The organism is Flavobacterium sp. IC2-16 (genome assembly GCF_055521455.1).
Window position 1 is genome coordinate 439,500 of sequence record NZ_CM145480.1, and the last position, 19,772, is coordinate 459,271.

The window sequence follows — 19,772 nt, forward strand, 5'->3', positions numbered from 1 at the left end:
TTTTGAGAGTTGCAAAGTAGTCCTCATGCTTTGAAAACTACAAGTTATCCAATTGATTTTTGGCTTTATCCTGACTGATTGTCCAAAAGAAGCCAATGAAAAAAAAGCGATCGGCCGGCTGTGTAATTGCTTGACGCTGAAATTGCCCACTTAAATCGGCTGAATTAGCATACTGATACCCAAAAACATTGTCTCTTCCTAAAACATTAGACACCGAAAAGTACAAAATCTTTTGAGGCGAAAGCAAATACGCCCAACTCATACTCAAACTATTGTATTGTTTTGTTTTCCCATTCATGAATTCCGTTTTATTCGGATTGTTATAGGGCCTTCCCGTAGCAAATGTATTGGTAACACTTAATTGCGATTTCCAATCGTTTATCCAATATTTCCCTACTAACGATAAGGTGTGACGCGCTACAAAACTTGGCGTAACTTCGGCAGTATAGTTTTTATAATCTCTTTTACTATCAATAAATGAGTACGAAATCCAGTAATCTAAATACTTAACCGACTTATTATCGCGCCAAAACACATCCAGTCCTTTTGCATAACCGAAACCATCATTGGTATAATTACTCGAAAACATTGGCGAGTTGGAATCATATTTCACCAAATTGGAATAATCTTTAAAAAAAAGCTCTGCACGTAGCGTTTTTCCATTATTACTGTATAAATAATTAAGAATATAATGTGCTGTTTTTTCGTAATCGAAATTGGAATGATATTTTAAATAATCCTGCTTCGGGTTTTGGTGGAAATCGCCATATGCAAAAGACAACTGTCCTTTTTTACTGGTTTTATAGGCAATAGAAATTCTCGGGTCTACAATACTTTTTTGAAGTAAATCGCTATTCATAGCGCGAACCCCCACTTTAGCTGCAAATTTTCTTGAAAAGAATATATCCGATTCGGCATAAATTGCTCCAATATCATTTCTAAATCCGCTGAAATAAGTCCCAGTAGCATAATCGGAATAATTTTCATCGAAATCGGTAATAAAATAATCTCCACCAAACGTAAGATTAAAAGCTGTGGATATTTTTTTGGTGAATTTCAGTTTTAGATGAGATGCATTTTCACGATTGTAAAGTTGGTTCAAATTGAGTCCCATTTTATTCTGACTATACCCGAAGCTCATTCCGGTTTGCACGCTCCAACCTGAACCAAAATTACCTTTATAAGAAGAATTCAAATAAAAATTATTGTTTTGAGTATCAACTCGTAATGGCTCAGCATAATTAATGTCTTTCTGATTTAAATCGAAAGTAGCATAATCGAAAGCCGCATAAAATTTAAACAATCCGTTATCAAAATGACGTCGAAAAACTGTTTCTCCCGACAACGACTGATATGGTTTATTCCAATCTACATTTTGTTTAATTACTTTTTGATACGGTTCTAAATTGATATAAGACAAATTAAATGTCAACGATGCTTTCTTCCATTTTTGAGTATTTCCCAGACCTAAACCTACCGTCATAAACGACAAATCGGTTTGATTTTGTTCGGCTTCATCTTTGGTGTTAAGCAATAAAACACTTGATAAAGCATCACCAAACTCGGCAGAATAACCTCCCGTAGAAAATGTCATTCCACTAAAAAGAAATGGCGAAAAACGGCCGCGAGTTGGCAAATTATTTGCTGAAGCACCATAGGGCTGTGCCACTCGAATACCATCTACATACGTTTGAGTTTCATCAGACTCCCCACCACGCACAAACAAACGACCACTTTCGCCAACAATTTGAGCTCCTGGTAACGTTTGCAATGCTCCAATAATATTTCCGGCAGCTCCTGCCGTAGTAACGATATCCAAAGGCTTGAGGGCGGAAACTTTCGAATTGTCACCCGCTTTAAATGAACCAGCAGAAATTACAACTGCATCGAGTACATTTTCGCTTTCTTTAAGTTTTAAAGTTTGTGTCTGGTAAGTTTCTACAACAATTGGCATTCTAAAAGTATCAAAACTCAAAAAAGTAACCACTAAAATTTGGTTTCCTTTTTCATGGGTTTCGAACGAAAAATTACCATTACTATCTGATGTACTACCATCGTAAGCGCCTTCAATAAAAACATTTGCTCCAGCTAAAGGCTTTCCTTTTTTATCGATGATTGTACCTGAAATTGTTGTTTGAGCCATCATCTGGAATTGACACAACAAAAACAAAAATGAAATAACTTTATACATTGTATTACTTTTTAATGGAACAAATTTCCATTAGAAACACAAGATACTCTAAAAAAACATCCTGAATTGTTATTTTTTATGGATGAACCGTACCGCAAAAAAAATTTGTACTTTTGAAGATACATCAACAATCATATTATGAAATACATTCTTTTATTTCTTTTATGCTGGACATCAATATATTCGCAGGAAACGAAAAATACGTATGATGAAAAACTAGCCAAAGAACTAGGTGCAGATGAATACGGAATGAAAAATTATGTTTTTTGCATTTTAAAAACCGGAAGCAATACTACTGCCACAGCCGAAGAAAGACAAAAATATTTTGAAGGACATATGGCTAATATTAACCGTTTAGCCAAAGAAGGCAAATTAGTTGTTGCAGGGCCATTCATGAAAAACGATCGTAACTATCGAGGGATTTTCATTTTTAATTGTTCTACCGTTGAAGAAGCACAGAAATTAGTAGACACCGATCCAGCAGTAAAAGCTAAAATATTTGAAGTAGAACTAATACCTTGGTATAGTTCTGCAGCTTTAATGGAAGTTTCAAACCTTCATGAAAAAATTTCAAAAACTAAAATTTAGTCATGAATATCGAAGAACTCCAACAACTTTGTAAATCACTGCCACATGTAACCGAAGATGTAAAATGGGGCAGCGATTTGTGTTTTTGTATCGGTGGGAAAATGTTTTGTGTGGTGGGACTAAGTCAATCGCCAACAACAGCTTCATTTAAAGTTTTAGATGACGAATTTGAAGAATTATCCACACGAAAAGGCTTTATTCCTGCTCCATATGTAGCGCGTTACAAATGGGTTTTAGTAGAAGATATTACAACTTTATCGGCAAGCGAATGGAAACATTATGTTACACAATCGTATAACCTTGTAAAAGAAAAACTTCCGGTAAAAATTAAAAAGCAATTAATTTAATTTTCAGGGTTAACAATAACGAATGTCTATTCAGATGAATTCATGATTGTTATTCGAATAATTATGAATCGTTCAACCATAAACTTTAACGTTTAGAGCAGCTCTTTTGTTTTTTCATTACTTATTTTTGTAGTTGAAAATTAATTTGAATTTCCATTTTCAATGAATAAAACCACTCACCTTCGCAAAAACCACAAACGCATTACGCTTCAAAAACTTAGCATCGTTTCGGTAATAATAGGATTTCTTTGTTCATTTCTTGCGGTTTCGCTAAAACACTTGACGGAACATTATGAAAGTATTTTATTCGATAAAGCAACTCTAAATTCGTCATTTTTTATCGTTTTCCCTATAATAGGATTGTCTGCAATTTACTTTTTAAGATATTATTTATTCAAAAAGAAAGAAAACAAAGGAATAAAAGAAATTTTTGAAAGTACTGATTCTCCAACAAAAAAACTCGCTATTTATAAAATCCCGTCGCATTTTTTTAACGGATTACTGACAGTAGCATTTGGAGGATCAACAGGCATTGAAGTCTCTACTGTAGTTGCATCTGCCGCTATTGGTTCAGTTGCGCAACAAAAAGAAAACGTCTTTAAGCGCCATAAAACTGAATTGATATGTGCAGGAGTCGCTGCCGGAATTACTGCCTTATTTAGCAGTCCGTTGGCAGGTATTCTATTTTCTTATGAGGTTATCTCCAGAAAAGTTTCCAAAACCTTTGCACTAACTACAAGTATTGCCGTTATTATTGCTTATTCGTTTATTCTTGTTTTAGATGAAAAACCGCTGTTTCAGGTCAGAGTAGAAACATGGAATCTTTATGCGATGCCGTATTTTTTATTGTTAGGAGTAATATCAGGATTAAATTCTATTTATCTTACTAAATGTGTATTGTACATAAAAAAACAATTTTCTAAAATAAACAATCAATCTTCAAAAATTATTTTCGGTTCTGTACTTATAAGTGCTTCATTATTTATTTTTCCAGAATTATATGGTGAAGGCTATCATGCAGTAAAAAAATTGTTTATAAATCCTGAATCTATCATATTAACAACCTCATTCTTATTGACTACTATAGGAATTCTATTTTTAAAACCTATCATCACCTCTATTACTTTAGCGTCTGGTGGCGATGGAGGTGTATTTGCGCCAAGCATGTTTATTGGTGCTTTTCTTGGATTGTTAGTGGCTACAATTTTAAACACCTTTTTTGATGCTGAAATAATTCCTCTCAATTTTATAATTATTGGAATGGCTGCTATGCTAAGCGCTAGTATTCACGCTCCTTTTACTGCCTTGTTTTTAATCTGCGGGTTAATAAATGACTATACCTTGTTTTTTCCTTTATTAATTGTTTGTATGGTTTCTAAAACAACTGCTAAACTTATTTATCCATATACTGTATATACTTATCAGCCAAACCCAACAATCTAAAAACCATGCCTACAGAAAAAATCAAACGCAATTACCGAAAAGCCAAATATGTACTTTATAAAGAAACCTTAGTCGATTTTAGAGAACATTTTTGGGCGTTTGTTGGTGCTTTTGTAGGTATTGGAATTATTGCCTACTTACAGTATAATATGTTCCCAAAAGAAGATTTTGTTTTTTTAATTGGTTCTTTTGGTGCCTCATGCGTATTGGTTTATGGGGTAATACAAAGTCCTTTAGCACAACCGCGTAATCTTATTGGCGGACATGTAATTTCTGCAATAGTTGGTGTTACCGCTGCAAAACTTTTTCCGGACACCATGTGGCTTGCTTCTTCAGTAGCTGTGGCTTCAGCAATTGTTGTAATGCAAATTACTAAAACATTACATCCACCTGGAGGAGCAACTGCATTAATAGCCGTTACCGGTTCTCCAACGATACTAAAATTAGGATACTGGTATGTACTTTCTCCCGTTTTAAGTGGTGCTCTTATTTTATTGATTGTTGCATTAATTTTCAATAACATGACCGCGAACCGACAATACCCTACCAATAAAAAGTTTACAAAATTCAAAAAGAAATTTACAAGTAAAATCAGCATTACCCAAAATGATTCAACTCAATAAAATACATCATGTTGCTATAATTTGTTCTGATTATGAACTATCAAAACACTTTTACACACAAATTCTTGGTTTGGAAATTGTGCAAGAAGTGTATCGAGAAGAACGCCAATCGTACAAACTTGACTTGGCAATAAACGGACAGTATTGCATCGAATTATTTTCATTTCCGAACCCACCCAAACGTGTTTCACGACCCGAAGCATCTGGATTAAGACACTTGGCTTTTGAAGTAAACAATATTGAAGAAATACGAAAGCATTTAACCCAAAACAACATTTTAGCAGAAGAAATAAGAATAGACGAATATACGCACAAACGTTTTTTCTTTATTTCAGACCCAGATGATTTACCTATAGAATTCTACGAGAGTTAATTAAAATCTTATCAACAATTAGCTTTTCTCAATTCATAATTCGCAATTAAATTTTACCTTTGACCTTTACAAAATATTGAATCATGGTTTATAAATTTAGAGTGATATTAGACGCTGAAGAAGACATTTTTCGTGATATTGCCATTCTTGAAGAAGACAGTTTAGAAGATTTACACAACGCTATTGTAAATGCATTTGGTTTTGATGGTACCGAGACAGGGTCGTTTTTCACTTGTGAAGACGATTGGACTTGGAATGAAGAAGACGAAATTCCATTGTTTGATACCGGCGATGTTCCAGGTGAAATGAAAACCATGGTCGATTTTAAACTAAACGACTTATTGCACCGTGACAGTACAAAAATGGTTTATGTATACGATTTCTTCAGTATGTGGACCTTCTTTTTAGAATTAGCCGCTATTGAAGAAAAAGAAGATGGTGAAACGTACCCAGCCTTATTATTTTCACATGGTGAACTACCCGCAGAAGCAGCTAGTAGCGGTTTCAGAGGTGGTGATTTAACCAACGATGATATTTATGGTGATTTTGAAGACGACATGGACGATGAAGATTTCGACATGTTTAGTGACGATGACACTTTTGAAGATTTTGGTTACGAAGAAAACTGGAACTAGTTTTTTTTGAGATACTAAGGTTCTGAGGTGCTAAGCAATTAAGGATTTTGTGTAAGGATTTTATTATTTTTGTATCTTTTAAAAATACAAAAAATGAGTACTTTCAGAGACCTTTTAATTTGGCAAAAAGGAATGAACCTTGTCACAGAATGCTATAAAACCACAAAAAAATTCCCTAAAGAAGAACTCTTTGGTTTAACATCACAAATAAGAAGAAGCGTAATCTCAATTCCGAGTAATATTGCTGAAGGTTATGGTAGAAACGGCAAAAATGACTATTTAAAGTTTCTGAATATTTCTTTATCATCATTATTCGAATATCAGACACAAATAGAAATTGCTTATAATATTGATTACCTTACCGAATTAGAATTTAACAACATATATGAAAAAAGCCGCGAGGTAGAGCGAATGTTAGTTTCCTTTATCGATAAAATTGAAAAACGAAGCTAAACCTTAACTCCTTAGCGTCTTAGTTCCTAAGAACTTTTAATAAACTATGATTAATTTATTCAACACCCACATCGACAACTTATCCATCCACCGTGTTGGAAACAAAAGTCGAAACGAGGCTATTTTCCTGTCTGAACAGCCCTATAATCTAAACGATGAGATTATGCCTCTTTTAAAAGAATTTTTCTTTAAACCTTTTCGCGATAAAGAAGAAAACTATTTTCAATTTGCGCATGATGTGGATTTGGATTACAACGAAATGTACAATTTCGCTAATGAAATTTTCACTAATCCGGGTAGTATTCATGAAGTATCAAAAAAAATAACAAAACACCTTTTCGAGCAATCAAATCATCCGCATATTAAAAATGGGGAAGTTTATGTTACGTACCTTACTAACGTTTCTATAGATAATAATGTAGTTGATGCTATTGGTGTTTTTAAAAGTGAATTAAAAGCCGATTTTCTTCAATTTGAAGAGAAAGAAGCCAATTTGGAAATGATTCTTCAACAAGGAATTAACTTAAACAAACTAGACAAAGGGTGTTTAATTTTCAATTACAAAAAAGAAGAAGGGTATAAAATTTTAACTGTAGACAGTAATCGCTATGATGCACGCTACTGGTTGGAGCATTTCCTTTCGGTAGATGCGTTTCAAGATGAAAATTTTATCACTAAAAAATATTTGAAATTCTGTCAAGATTTTGCCAAAGAAGTAGTTTTACCTGCCGAAGACAAAAAAGAAGAAGTAATGTTTATGAACCGAGCGGTAAATCACTTTGCTAAAAATGACAATTTTGAAGAATCGATGTTTTTGAACGAAGTAATTGACAACCCAGATTTGATCTCGGAATTCAAAAACTACAAAGTAGACAAAGGCGAAAAATACAGTATCGAAGATTTAACTTCTTTCCCTATTGCTAATGCTGCGGTTTCTGACGCGCGTCGTAAAATGAAAAATGTTATTGAATTAGACACAAACATTCAAATTAAATTGGATTTCATCAATCCAGAAAGTGCTGAGAAATTTGTAGAAAAAGGCTGGGACGAAGAAAAACAAATGTACTATTACCTTGTATATTTCAATAAAGAGCAAAAAAGCTAATCAAAATTCATATTCAATAAAAGCCTCGTACAAAATTGTGCGAGGTTTTTTTATTAAATGAAAAACTTTACAAGTAATAGCAGAATAAATCTGACATATTTTTAGTAATTTGGCGCTCAGCAAAACCAAACTTAATGTCGGCTTCAATTATAATAACCATATGTATTCTGTTGCTTTTGGCTTATATTTTCGATATAAGTTCCTCAAGGACTAAAATACCTAGCGTCATTTTATTACTCTTTCTAGGATGGGCCGTTAAACAAGGTTCTACATTTTTTAAAATTGAAATTCCCGATCTAACTCCTATTTTGCCCATTTTAGGTACCATTGGATTAGTATTAATTGTACTTGAAGGTTCATTAGAATTAGAACTCAACCACCGAAAACTTGTTTTCATAGGTAAATCATCCGTAATGGCGTTTTTCCCAATGCTTATTATGAGTTTATTATTAGCCTATGCGTTTTATTATTTCGATTATGAAATTACATACAAACACGCATTGGCCAATGCCATTCCTTTTGCGGTAATTAGTAGTGCAATTGCAATTCCGAGTGCTCAGAACCTTATTTTTCGAAACAAAGAATTTATCACTTATGAAAGTGGTTTATCCGATATTTTTGGGGTTATTTTCTTTAATTTCATACTTCGAAACGAAGAAATTGTAGTCTATTCTTTCATCCGATTTTTCATGGACTTGCTACTTATTTTAGTGGTTTCGTTTATTGCTTCATTGGGACTTGCTTACCTTTTAAGTAAAATTAAGCACCATGTAAAATTTGCTCCAATCATTCTAATGGTAGTTTTAATCTATGATATTTCAAAGATTTATCATTTACCGGCTTTGGTTTTCATTTTACTCTTCGGTATTTTTCTTGGTAATTTGGATGAATTCAAACAATATAAATTCATTCAAAAACTACAACCTGAAATTTTAAACAAAGAATCGCATAAGTTTAAAGAACTAACAACCGAAATTTCATTTTTAATTAGAGCCTTATTCTTTTTACTATTTGGCTACCTAATTGAAACCCGTGAACTTCTAAATTCTGAAACGATTTTTTGGGCTGTTGGAATAACACTCGGACTTTTTATACTGCGTTACATTTTCCTTAAAATGCTTAAATTATCTATAAGACCTTTATTGTTTATTGCACCTCGTGGATTAATTACGATTTTAATTTTCCTTTCAATTCCTATAGAACAAACAACAAATTTGGTCAATAAGTCGTTAATTATACAAGTAATCATATTAACCAGTTTGGTTATGATGGTTGGCTTAATGACAAATAAAACTCCGAAAAAGGAAAATTTATCTGAAACAGACGCTTAATTTTAGTATTCAATTGCCTTTAAAATAATTGGTATGAAGTATGCTGAAAAAATCTTTACTTATATTGCTTATTGCTTGTAGTCAGTTGGTTCTGGCTCAGGATAAGCCTATAAAAAAAGATTCGGTAAAAGTGTATAAAACCATTGAAAATTATTCGAAAAAAAGAAATTTCACCAAATTTATACACCGATTAATTTTTAAACCTACCGAGAAAGCAAATACCAAACACAAAAAAAAACCTACTCACGCTGTAGCATCCGTTTTTAAAGGCTACGACTGTAAAATTATCAGAAATATAGACATTGAAACTTTAGATCCTTTTGGATATTCTGTAGAAAATAAAAACAAACTTCCTAAAAAATGGATTGAAAAAGCGGGTAATACCATACATGTCAAAACTCAAAAATGGACCATTCGCAATTACTTGCTTTTCAAAAAAAATGAACCTTTAGATTCGTTGCTCATTAAAGAATCGGAACGTCTGGTTCAACAATTACGCTTTGTTCGTAACGTAATAATTAGACCAGTACCTATACCAAATTCGAAAGACTCTGTGGATATTTCGGTTCGCGTATTAGATTCCTGGAGTTTAATTCCGACTGGTTATTTATCGTCTTCTCAAGGGAATTTAGAAATTACAGAACGTAATTTTTTAGGCATTGGTCATGAATTTGAAAACACAATCCGACAACGTTTTACAGATAGTGAAAGTGCTTATTCCATGCGATACAGCATACCCAACTTTAAAAACACTTTCATTAATTCAACTTTTTTATACGATGTAGATTTTGACAATAATTATTTAAAAAGCGTTACCGTAAATCGATCGTTTTTCTCACCTTACACTAGATGGGCTGGTGGTGTTGGATTTCAGCAACGGTTTTATAGGGACTCGCTAACCAATAGTATAAATGAAAAAGCTAAACTCAATTTCAAACATGAAACTATAGATGTATGGGGCGGACATGCTTTTCAAATTTTTAAAGGTGCTACGGAAAACGATAGAATTTCAAATTTAGCTACTACCCTACGATTCGAAAATCAGAAATACATTGAACATCCAGATATTACCTATGACCCCTACAGATACTTTAGCAATTCGAGGCTATTTCTAATGAGCTTAGGAGTTAATTCACGGAAATTCTCGGCTAACCATTATATTTTCAATAACGGAATTACAGAATACGTACAAATTGGAAAAACCTATTCGATAACTTCCGGATTTATGGATAAAAATGATTCTAAACGGAGTTATTTCGGGGGAAGATTTGCCTTAGGTGGTTTTTATCCTTGGGGCTATTTTAGTACCAACATTGAAGCCGGAACTTTCATCAACAATGGAGTGTCGGAACAAACTACAATTCGACTGGAAACGTTATATTTCTCGGACTTATTAGAAATTGGAAATTCCGACAGTTCATCAAACCTCAATTAACCGTTGGAAGCAACAGGATTCCTATAAAAAATGACCTCATAAGTTTAAATGAACCCAATGGTATTCAAGGTTTTAACAATCAAGTTTACGGAAGTAAAAAACTATTAATCACATTACAAACACAATCGTATGTTCCCGGAAGTTGGAACGGATTTCGATTAAGCCCTTTTTTCAATGCTACCTTTGGGATGCTTTCCGATGAAAATCAAAAATTATTAGGCAGTAGATTGTATTCGAAATTTGGATTAGGATTTATGATTAGTAACGATTATTTGGTTTTCAATAGATTTCAAATATCATTGGCCTATTACCCGAGTATCCCTGGTGATGGAAACAACATCATAAAAACAAATACTTTTAAAAATAGCGACTTACAATTACCTGATTTTCAAACAGGAAGACCATATATCACTCCGTACGAGTAAAAAGTTACGTAACAAAACCGATTATCTTTCGTCTTACCTTTATCAATCAAAATGCAAATATCTTGGAAACGATTCTTAAAATTGACCGTTTAAATAAAAAATATGGTGCTATCCATGCTGTGAATAATGTTTCTTTCGAAATCCAAAAAGGAAATGTTTATGGTATATTAGGACCAAACGGAAGTGGAAAATCAACCACTTTGGGCATTATTCTTAATGTTGTAAACCGAACTTCTGGCGAATATTATTGGTTTGACGGAAAGTTAGACACGCATCAAGCACTGAAAAAAGTAGGTGCAATAATTGAACGTCCTAATTTTTATCCGTACATGACTGCCGAAGAAAACTTAAAGTTAGTCTGTAAAATTAAAGGCATTCATTTTGACAAGGTAACTGAAAAATTAGAGTTGGTTGGCCTTATAGACCGAAAAGACAGTAAGTTTAAAACATTTTCATTGGGTATGAAACAACGGTTAGCAATTGCTTCTGCCCTGTTAAACGATCCAGAGATTTTAATTTTAGATGAACCAACAAACGGATTAGATCCACAAGGAATTCGTCAAATTCGAGATATAATCAAACACATTGCTTCATTAGGCACAACAATATTATTAGCTTCTCATCTTTTGGATGAAGTTGAAAAAGTATGTACTCATGTTGTAGTACTTCGCAAAGGAGAAGTTTTGTTTTCGGGTTCTGTTGATGGAATTATTGCCAATGAAGGCTTTTTCGAACTTCAAGCTCATGATAATATGGCACTGAAACCTATTTTGTTACAACATCCGGCTGTCGAAAAAATTGAAGAAGACAACGACAAGATTGTCATGTATTTAAAATCACCTCTAGAAGCCGATGAATTGAACCGCTATTTATTTCAGAACAATATTGTTTTAAAACATTTAGTAAAAAGAAAACACAGCCTTGAAGAGCAATTTTTACAACTTACCAATCATCAATAATCAAATAACACCTACGACATGAAACGTCTTTTAGATATAGAATTACAAAAGCTTTGGAAAAACAGATCCAGCAAAATACTAATAATTACATATTTTGTTTTGCTTTCATTTATTGCGTTAATTGCCTCCATAAAATTTGATATTGGTCCGATACATATTGACATTGCCGAAACTGGTATTTTTAATTTTCCTTTTATATGGCATTTCAACACCTTTATTGCTGCACTTTTAAAAATATTTCTTGGTGTTGTAATTGTTTCAATGATGGCCAATGAATATAGCTATGGTACGCTAAAACAAAACTTAATTGACGGAATGAGTAAAAAAGAATTCATCCTATCGAAGTTTTTAACTGTTGTTTTTTTAGCGGGAATTTCAACTGTTTTCGTGTTCATCATGTCCTTGCTTTTAGGATATAGTTTTTCATCTTATACCGAATTTTCAATTGTATTTAGTGATTTAGAATATTTAGCAGCCTACTTTGTGAAACTGATTGGATTTTTTAGTTTTTGCTTGTTTTTAGGAATATTAATCAAACGTTCAGCCTTTGCTTTGGGATTTTTATGTATTTGGTTCATTGTTGAAAAATTCTCATATGGATACTTAAAATACAATGTGTTTGATAAAAATCCTATGGTTGACAAAGTATATCAATTCTTCCCATTAGAATCGATGTGGAATTTAATAATAGAACCTTTTACACGACTTTCGTTTATCAAAACAATTGAAACGCAAATAGGTGTAGAAAACATCAAAGATTACAGCGTACATTTTTCTTCCATAACCATTGTAATTATTTGGACGGTCATATTTATCTTATTATCGTATAAAATTCTTATGAAAAGAGATTTATAGTATCTTTGTCGATACTATGCGTGCATTAATAAATAGACTTTACCTACTGGTTTCAGTACTGTTCACTACGTTTGTTTTCGGACAATATATTGCTATTGATAATGGTCAAACCCCAGATCAATTGGTTCAAAACTTATTCCCCGCAGGAACTTGTTTACAGCCTACAAACATTACGATTAACGGTTACGATTTTGGAAATGGCGAAAAAAGTTACGCCGCATTTTATAGTAATTCATCAGGATTTCCGCTTTCTTCTGGATTAATAATATCTACCGGTAGAGCATCATCTGCAATTGGACCAAATACTTCCTTGTTGAGTGAAGGCCCTACATCGTGGCCAGGTGATAGCGACTTAGAAAATGCGATAAACGAAAACAATACTATTAACGCTACAGTTGTAGAATTTGATTTTGTGGCAGTTACCAACTACATGTCGTTTAATTACATTTTTTCCTCCGAGCAATATTTAACAAATCCGAGTCAAAATCAATGTAATTATTCTGATGGTTTTGCCTTTCTTTTAAAACAAAATAGCGGCTCTTCATATCAGAACTTAGCTGTAGTTCCTGGAACAAATATTCCAGTAAAAGTAACAACTGTTAGAGGTTCTGGAACCGTTTGCCCACCAGCTAATGAGCAATATTTCGGTGGATTTAATGGTAGTGAACATCCTACTAACTTTAACGGACAAACAAAAGTGCTTGCTGTAGAAGCCGATATTACTCCTGGTGCATCCTATCATATCAAAATGGTTATTGCCGATCAAGGTAACAACTTATACGATTCTGCAATATTTATCGGCGGTCAAAGCTTTAGCAACGATTTTGTCATGGGCGATGATCGGTTAATTGCAGATGGGAATCCGCTTTGTCCCGGAGAAACTTTAACGGTAACACCCGATTATCAAGTTCCAGGAACGTTAAGTTATTCGTGGTTTAAGAATGATGTTCCGATTCCAGGTTATACTAATGTTAGCTCTCCAACTTACACTATTAGTTCCGCTGGTGTATACACCTTAATAGCTGATGTTGGCACTTGTACTGTTAAAGGCTATATTAATGTTGAATATGCTCCCGTTACAGCAAACAACACTACTTTAGTTAAATGTGGTGCAAACAATAATGCTACTTTCAACCTAACTACTGCTAATAGCGCTATTACAGCAAATGATCCTCAAATGACTGTTACTGGATTTTATCACAGCATAATTGAAGCTCAAAACCAACAATCGGCTATTGCAAATCCTCAAACTTATTCAAATACCGATGGTAATACTGTAATAGCACGCGTTCAAAATACTTTTGGGTGCATTGGTTACGCTACCATTACTTTAAGTGTAAAAAACAATGTTTCATTGAACCCAATCAACACGGTAAAAACTTGTGATTTAGATCAGATGCAGGATGGTTTATACCAATTCAACTTAAATAATATTACACAAACCATACAAACTAACAACACGCTTCCAGCCGGTTCTGTTATTCAATACTATAGCACATTACAAGACGCAGTAAATTCTCAAAATCTATTACCTAATCCATATTTTAATACAAATCCATACACTCAAACAATTTATGCCCAAGTTACTAACACTACTGATTGTTACAATCCACTAGCGGTTTCATTGTCTGTTAGCGCTTTTGCACAAGCAGATGTTACAGATGAATTGGTCCCAATCTGTGAAAATACTTCAGTAATTCTAGATGCAGGTAATGGTTACACATCATATAGTTGGAACACAAACCCTGTTCAAACTACACAAACCATAAATGCTACTAATGATGGAACTTATACTGTTACCATTACAAATTCAGATAATTGCCAAGCTTCAAAAAAATTTACGGTTGTAACTTCTGGACCGCCAACAATTACGAATATTGATGTTGTTAGTTTTTCCAACAATGGCAACTCCATTACAGTTTTGGTTACAGGAACAGGAGATTATGAATATTCGCTAGACAATGCTGTTTTTCAAGACAGTAATGTTTTTATTGGGGTTCAAGCGGGAGAATACATTGTATATGTTCGAGACAAAAACGGTTGCGGAAGCGTTGCTTCATACCCAGTTTACGTTTTAGATTATCCCAATTTCTTTACTCCAAATGGTGATGGATACAACGATTACTGGCAAATAAAGAATTTAGATAGTCAGTACCCAAATTCACAACTTTACGTTTTTGATCGATTCGGAAAATTATTAAAGCAAATCGCTCCTAACGGAAATGGTTGGAATGGGCAATATAACAATCAGCCATTACCTTCAGACGACTATTGGTTTTTATTGCAACTTGACAACGGAAGAACAATTAAAGGCCATTTTTCTTTAAAACGCTAAAGGATTTTAATTACTTTTGCTCAAAATTTTGTCCCCATGTTTTTGTTATCACCTAAAAGAATTGCTTTTATCATATTGTTTTTTACTCAACTTTGTTTCTCACAAAACGATTGCGTTGATGCTATTGTAGTATGTGGTAATAGTAGTTTTAGTGGATTATCAGCAACAGGGTCAGGATTTCAAGAATTATTTCCTGGATCAAACAACTGTAGTAGTGAAGAAAACAATTCATTATGGTTAAAAGTAACTATAGCTAACGGTGGTACACTAGGCTTTGACCTTATTCCCGACAGTAGTAATATTACTATAGACTTCGATTTTTTTGTTTTTGGACCTAATGCTACTTGTGGAAGCTTGGGTACTGCTATTCGATGTTCAACGACAAACCCAGAAGCTGCAGGTCAAAGAAATAATCACACCGGACTTAATGGTTCTGAAACCGATACAAGTGAAGGCCCAGGTAGAGAAGGTAACAGCTATGTTCGTTGGTTAGATGTTCAAGCAGGTGAAACTTATTTTATTGTTATTGATCGGCCAATAGGAACTAGTAATTTTTCATTAAACTGGACAGGAACAGCTACTTTTAGCGTCCCTCCTGTTGTAAATAACACCACTGGTGGAGCTACTTTAAACCTAAGTAAATGTGATTCAGACAACATTCAAGATAACTCTACAGCTTTCGATTTATCACAAAATACCAATTTAGCAATTGGTACTCAAACTGACATCAATGCCTCTTTCCACACTTCAATAAATGATGCTGTAACTAATTCTAATCCAATAGTGAATCCCTCATCATTTTCAAATACTAGTAATCCACAATCTATTTATATACGTCTTACCAATTCAATAACTGGTTGTTTTGTTACAGAATCTTTTACATTAACAGTAACTCCATATCAAACCAACTCGCCAGTTACTATTGAAGAATGTGATCTAGACAATGATGGTTTTACTGTATTTCATTTAAACGATAATGATTCTGTATTAACAGGTGGAAATCCAGATCTTGTTATTTCCTATCATCCAGCGGCAAATAGTCCTATTGTACTTCCTAACAACTATACCAATCAAATTGCTTTTACCAATGAAACTGTATGGGCAAAAATAACAAATACAGCATCGGGTTGTTATGCATTTAAATCATTCGATTTAATTGTTTTAAGTCCACCAACTGTTACATCAAGCCAATTAACTCAATGTGATTTTCAATTAAACCCTGATGGATTTACTACATTTAATTTAACACAGGCAAATTCAGCCATAACTGGAGGGAATCAGAATTACACCACTGCTTTTTATTTAAACACAGCAGATGCATCGTCAAATACTGGCGTATTAAATAATACTTTTACCAACACACAAAACCCTCAAACACTTGGTGTTCGTGTTACTGATACAGTTACAGGTTGTTATAGTATTACCACATTAACTTTAAATGTAAATGTAAACCCAACCATAACAACACCTCTTCGTCATTGTGATGATGATGGCACAGAAGATGGATTCGTTTCCTTTAATTTAGACAACGCTGGTTATCAAACTGGAGGGAATACTATTACTTACTATCAGTCGAGCGCAGATGCCTTGTTAGAAAACAATCCTCTTACACCAATTTTTACTAATACACAGATTAATTCACAACGTGTTTTTGCCCGAATTGAAAATGGAAATGATTGTATTGGAATAAACATTATCGATTTAATTGTTGACAAGCTTCCTAATATTGTCACTGATGACAATGCCGTTTATTGTTTTAACACACCAACAGTCCCTGTTACTTTAAATGCAGGATTAGGCAGCCAAAATCCAAATAATTTTACTTTTAGTTGGACACCGGATGGAGAAACCACCCCAACTATAGACGTTTATGCGCCCGGTACCTATACGGTTACTGTTACCAATTCAAACAATTGCTCGAAGACAAGAACCATTGTAGTAAAAGGCTCTGATTTAGCTATAGTGGAAAATGTATCAATTGTTGACTTAAGCGATGTGAATTCGATTACGATTTTTGTTGACGGCGATGAAAACGATTACAGTTATAGTCTTGATTTACCAAACGGTCCTTTCCAAGACAGCAATTATTTCTACGATGTTACTCCTGGGCTACACAACGTATACATAACTGACAAAGACGGTTGTGGAACAATTAAATATGAAGTTTCTGTTCTGGATATCCCTAATTTCTTTACTCCAAATGCCGATGGAATAAATGATACATGGAAAATAACAGGAATGGAAAAAGGACATTATAAAAATAGTATCATTTACATTTTCGACCGATACGGCAAATTACTAAAACAAATGAATCCTGCTGGAGATGGCTGGAACGGTATTTTCAATGGCCAACAAGTTCCTGCATCAGATTATTGGTATGTTATTGAACTTGAAGATGGCCGAACAGTTAAAGGTCACTTTTCACTGAAGCGTTAACCTATACAAAATAAAATTCCCTAAACTATTGAATAAATAATCGTAACTTTATAGTTATCACATTAAAAATCAATACTTATGGAAATTATCATCACATTAATTATTGGAGCTGTGGCGGGTTGGCTAGGAAGTCAAATCTTCAGAGGTAGTAGTTTAGGTTTACTAGGAAACATTGTTGTAGGTATCTTAGGCAGTTTTGTGGGTTACTGGCTACTCGGAAAATTAGGCATTAATCTTGGAGATGGCATTTTAGGCGCTATTCTAACAGGAGCCGTAGGCGCAATTGTGATATTAGCCTTAATCAATTTAATATTCAAAGGAAAATAAAAAAACCACTCTGTAAGAGTGGTTTTTCTTTATTATTCTACAAATTGAAATTAATCAATTTTAAAACGTTTTCTATCGTTTTCATTCAAATAGATTTTACGTAAACGTATTGATTTTGGCGTTACTTCTACATATTCGTCTTTTTGAATATACTCTAATGCTTCTTCTAATGAAAACTTAATTGCAGGAACAATACGTGTTTTATCATCAGCACCAGCAGAACGGAAATTCGTCAACTGCTTAGTTTTAGTAATGTTGATAACCATATCGTCTCCACGAGAGTTTTCACCAACTACTTGACCTTCATAAATATCTTCATTAGGATCAACAAAGAATTTACCTCGATCTTGTAATTTATTAATTGAATACGGAATTGCTTTACCATTTTCCATAGAAATCAATGAACCGTTGATACGACCAGCAATTTCCCCTTTATATGGTTGATATTCCAAGAAACGGTGTGACATAATAGCTTCACCTGCTGTTGCTGTTAACAACTGATTTCTCAAACCAATAATTCCACGAGATGGAATATTAAATTTGATAATCATACGCTCACCTCTTGGCTCCATGCTCAACATTTCACCTTTACGAACAGTTACAAATTCAACTGCTCTACCCGAAACGTTCTCTGGCAAATCGATAGTTAATTCCTCAACCGGCTCACATTTAACCCCATCAATTTCCTTGATAATTACTTGTGGCTGACCAATTTGCAACTCATATCCTTCACGACGCATCGTTTCAATCAAAACCGATAAGTGCAATACACCACGACCAAACACCATGAATTTATCAGCAGAATCTGTTTCGTTTACACGTAAAGCTAGGTTTTTCTCTAACTCTTTAGTTAAACGATCTTTTACGTGACGAGAAGTAACAAATTTACCTTCTTTTCCAAAGAAAGGAGAATCGTTAATAGTAAACAACATACTCATTGTTGGCTCATCAATAGCAATAGTTGCCAATGCTTCAGGATTTTCAAAATCAGCAACAGTATCACCAATTTCAAAACCTTCTAATCCAACAATAGCACAAATATCACCTGCAGTTACACTTTCTACTTTTTTACGACCTAAACCGTCAAAAACATGTAACTCTTTTATTTTAGTTTTGATGATTTTACCATCACGTTTCACAAGAGAAACATTTTGGTTTTCTTTTAATTCACCTCTTTGCAAACGACCGATGGCGATACGACCTGTAAATGAAGAGAAATCTAGAGATGTAATCAACATTTGAGGCGTTCCTTCAGATACTTTTGGCGCAGGAATGTGTTCCAATACCATATCCAACAACGGCTCGATGTTTTCAGTTTGATTTCTGAAATCTGTAGACATCCAGTTGTTTTTTGCCGAACCGTAAACCGTTGGGAAATCCAACTGCCATTCTTCAGCACCTAATTCGAACATTAAATCGAAAACTTTTTCATGAACTTCTTCCGGAGTACAGTTTTCTTTGTCCACTTTATTAACCACAACACATGGTTTCAATCCTAAATCGATTGCTTTTTGCAATACGAAACGCGTTTGTGGCATTGGTCCTTCAAAAGCATCTACCAACAATAAAACACCATCAGCCATGTTTAACACACGCTCTACTTCACCACCAAAATCGGCGTGACCAGGAGTATCAATAATATTGATTTTAGTCCCTTTGTACGTTACAGAAACGTTTTTGGAAACAATTGTAATTCCACGCTCTCTTTCAAGGTCGTTGTTGTCTAATATTAAATCACCTGTGTTCTCGTTATCACGGAACAATTGGCAATGATACATGATTTTGTCAACCAACGTAGTTTTACCGTGGTCAACGTGGGCAATAATTGCGATGTTTCTAATTGAAGTCATATACTAATTTTGAAGGTGCAAAAGTACAACTATTTTTTGGATTAAAACTACTAATTATGAA

The 19,772-nt window shown here is 33.9% G+C and carries 18 protein-coding genes; 16 read left to right on the forward strand and 2 right to left on the reverse strand.

The window, feature by feature from the left end; all coding sequences use genetic code 11:
• Nucleotides 1–37: 37 nt before the first annotated feature.
• On the reverse strand, nt 38–2,191 hold the full coding sequence (locus tag ACZ1JT_RS01895; protein ID WP_465094481.1) for a TonB-dependent receptor: 2,154 nt from the start codon (nt 2,189–2,191) through the stop codon (nt 38–40).
• A 138-nt stretch (nt 2,192–2,329) separates the two neighbouring features.
• Here ACZ1JT_RS01895 and ACZ1JT_RS01900 point away from each other — a divergent pair, with 138 nt between their 5' ends.
• The 16 genes from ACZ1JT_RS01900 (at nt 2,330) to ACZ1JT_RS01975 (ending at nt 17,861) form a co-directional block, all read left to right on the forward strand.
• Nucleotides 2,330–2,779, forward strand: a complete 450-nt coding sequence (locus tag ACZ1JT_RS01900; protein WP_465094482.1) for a YciI family protein — start codon at nt 2,330–2,332, stop codon at nt 2,777–2,779.
• Between the two features lie 2 nt (nt 2,780–2,781).
• Entirely contained in the window at nt 2,782–3,126 is a 345-nt protein-coding gene (locus ACZ1JT_RS01905; protein ID WP_465094483.1) for an MmcQ/YjbR family DNA-binding protein, read from the forward strand.
• A 162-nt stretch (nt 3,127–3,288) separates the two neighbouring features.
• Nucleotides 3,289–4,569, forward strand: coding sequence for a chloride channel protein (locus tag ACZ1JT_RS01910; protein ID WP_465094484.1), 1,281 nt, complete (start codon nt 3,289–3,291; stop codon nt 4,567–4,569).
• A 5-nt stretch (nt 4,570–4,574) separates the two neighbouring features.
• A complete protein-coding gene (locus ACZ1JT_RS01915; protein WP_465094485.1) occupies nt 4,575–5,192 on the forward strand; it encodes an HPP family protein in 618 nt (205 codons plus the stop codon).
• The gene (gene gloA2 / locus ACZ1JT_RS01920; protein WP_465094486.1) at nt 5,176–5,565 is read left to right on the forward strand and encodes an SMU1112c/YaeR family gloxylase I-like metalloprotein; all 390 of its coding nucleotides are present in this window, start codon (nt 5,176–5,178) and stop codon (nt 5,563–5,565) included. The genes ACZ1JT_RS01915 and gloA2 overlap by 17 nt, the downstream gene beginning before the upstream one ends.
• Before the next feature lie 83 nt (nt 5,566–5,648).
• On the forward strand, nt 5,649–6,200 hold the full coding sequence (locus tag ACZ1JT_RS01925; RefSeq protein ID WP_465094487.1) for an IS1096 element passenger TnpR family protein: 552 nt from the start codon (nt 5,649–5,651) through the stop codon (nt 6,198–6,200).
• Between the two features lie 93 nt (nt 6,201–6,293).
• A complete protein-coding gene (locus ACZ1JT_RS01930) occupies nt 6,294–6,653 on the forward strand; it encodes a four helix bundle protein (RefSeq protein WP_465094488.1) in 360 nt (119 codons plus the stop codon).
• A gap of 46 nt (nt 6,654–6,699) precedes the next feature.
• Nucleotides 6,700–7,758, forward strand: coding sequence for a nucleoid-associated protein (locus ACZ1JT_RS01935; protein ID WP_465094489.1), 1,059 nt, complete (start codon nt 6,700–6,702; stop codon nt 7,756–7,758).
• A gap of 134 nt (nt 7,759–7,892) precedes the next feature.
• Entirely contained in the window at nt 7,893–9,089 is a 1,197-nt protein-coding gene (locus ACZ1JT_RS01940) for a cation:proton antiporter (protein WP_465094490.1), read from the forward strand.
• A gap of 40 nt (nt 9,090–9,129) precedes the next feature.
• Nucleotides 9,130–10,524, forward strand: coding sequence for a BamA/TamA family outer membrane protein (locus ACZ1JT_RS01945; protein ID WP_465094491.1), 1,395 nt, complete (start codon nt 9,130–9,132; stop codon nt 10,522–10,524).
• A gap of 188 nt (nt 10,525–10,712) precedes the next feature.
• Nucleotides 10,713–10,949 carry a hypothetical protein gene (locus tag ACZ1JT_RS01950; RefSeq protein WP_465094492.1) on the forward strand — a complete coding sequence of 79 codons (237 nt, stop codon included), beginning with the start codon at nt 10,713–10,715 and terminating at the stop codon, nt 10,947–10,949.
• Nucleotides 10,950–11,011: 62 nt separating this feature from the next.
• The gene (locus tag ACZ1JT_RS01955) at nt 11,012–11,908 is read left to right on the forward strand and encodes an ABC transporter ATP-binding protein (RefSeq protein WP_465094493.1); all 897 of its coding nucleotides are present in this window, start codon (nt 11,012–11,014) and stop codon (nt 11,906–11,908) included.
• Between the two features lie 18 nt (nt 11,909–11,926).
• Nucleotides 11,927–12,763, forward strand: coding sequence for an ABC transporter permease (locus tag ACZ1JT_RS01960; protein WP_465094494.1), 837 nt, complete (start codon nt 11,927–11,929; stop codon nt 12,761–12,763).
• 16 nt (nt 12,764–12,779) lie between these two features.
• Nucleotides 12,780–15,098 carry a choice-of-anchor L domain-containing protein gene (locus ACZ1JT_RS01965; protein WP_465094495.1) on the forward strand — a complete coding sequence of 773 codons (2,319 nt, stop codon included), beginning with the start codon at nt 12,780–12,782 and terminating at the stop codon, nt 15,096–15,098.
• Between the two features lie 36 nt (nt 15,099–15,134).
• Complete coding sequence (locus tag ACZ1JT_RS01970; protein ID WP_465094496.1) at nt 15,135–17,534, forward strand: T9SS type B sorting domain-containing protein; 2,400 nt, start codon at nt 15,135–15,137, stop codon at nt 17,532–17,534.
• Nucleotides 17,535–17,612: 78 nt separating this feature from the next.
• The gene (locus ACZ1JT_RS01975) at nt 17,613–17,861 is read left to right on the forward strand and encodes a GlsB/YeaQ/YmgE family stress response membrane protein (protein ID WP_465094497.1); all 249 of its coding nucleotides are present in this window, start codon (nt 17,613–17,615) and stop codon (nt 17,859–17,861) included.
• A 50-nt stretch (nt 17,862–17,911) separates the two neighbouring features.
• Here the strand turns inward: ACZ1JT_RS01975 and typA are convergent, their stop codons facing one another.
• On the reverse strand, nt 17,912–19,711 hold the full coding sequence (typA, locus tag ACZ1JT_RS01980) for a translational GTPase TypA (protein ID WP_465094498.1): 1,800 nt from the start codon (nt 19,709–19,711) through the stop codon (nt 17,912–17,914).
• Nucleotides 19,712–19,772 lie beyond the last annotated feature (61 nt).

Coding starts and splice junctions, on each gene's coding strand:
- ACZ1JT_RS01895 (WP_465094481.1), bottom strand. CDS start 2,191: ATGTATAAAGTTATTTCATTTTTGTTTTTGTTGTGTCAATTCCAGATG.
- ACZ1JT_RS01900 (WP_465094482.1), top strand. CDS start 2,330: ATGAAATACATTCTTTTATTTCTTTTATGCTGGACATCAATATATTCG.
- ACZ1JT_RS01905 (WP_465094483.1), top strand. CDS start 2,782: ATGAATATCGAAGAACTCCAACAACTTTGTAAATCACTGCCACATGTA.
- ACZ1JT_RS01910 (WP_465094484.1), top strand. CDS start 3,289: ATGAATAAAACCACTCACCTTCGCAAAAACCACAAACGCATTACGCTT.
- ACZ1JT_RS01915 (WP_465094485.1), top strand. CDS start 4,575: ATGCCTACAGAAAAAATCAAACGCAATTACCGAAAAGCCAAATATGTA.
- gloA2 (WP_465094486.1), top strand. CDS start 5,176: ATGATTCAACTCAATAAAATACATCATGTTGCTATAATTTGTTCTGAT.
- ACZ1JT_RS01925 (WP_465094487.1), top strand. CDS start 5,649: ATGGTTTATAAATTTAGAGTGATATTAGACGCTGAAGAAGACATTTTT.
- ACZ1JT_RS01930 (WP_465094488.1), top strand. CDS start 6,294: ATGAGTACTTTCAGAGACCTTTTAATTTGGCAAAAAGGAATGAACCTT.
- ACZ1JT_RS01935 (WP_465094489.1), top strand. CDS start 6,700: ATGATTAATTTATTCAACACCCACATCGACAACTTATCCATCCACCGT.
- ACZ1JT_RS01940 (WP_465094490.1), top strand. CDS start 7,893: ATGTCGGCTTCAATTATAATAACCATATGTATTCTGTTGCTTTTGGCT.
- ACZ1JT_RS01945 (WP_465094491.1), top strand. CDS start 9,130: ATGCTGAAAAAATCTTTACTTATATTGCTTATTGCTTGTAGTCAGTTG.
- ACZ1JT_RS01950 (WP_465094492.1), top strand. CDS start 10,713: ATGCTTTCCGATGAAAATCAAAAATTATTAGGCAGTAGATTGTATTCG.
- ACZ1JT_RS01960 (WP_465094494.1), top strand. CDS start 11,927: ATGAAACGTCTTTTAGATATAGAATTACAAAAGCTTTGGAAAAACAGA.
- ACZ1JT_RS01965 (WP_465094495.1), top strand. CDS start 12,780: ATGCGTGCATTAATAAATAGACTTTACCTACTGGTTTCAGTACTGTTC.
- ACZ1JT_RS01970 (WP_465094496.1), top strand. CDS start 15,135: ATGTTTTTGTTATCACCTAAAAGAATTGCTTTTATCATATTGTTTTTT.
- ACZ1JT_RS01975 (WP_465094497.1), top strand. CDS start 17,613: ATGGAAATTATCATCACATTAATTATTGGAGCTGTGGCGGGTTGGCTA.
- typA (WP_465094498.1), bottom strand. CDS start 19,711: ATGACTTCAATTAGAAACATCGCAATTATTGCCCACGTTGACCACGGT.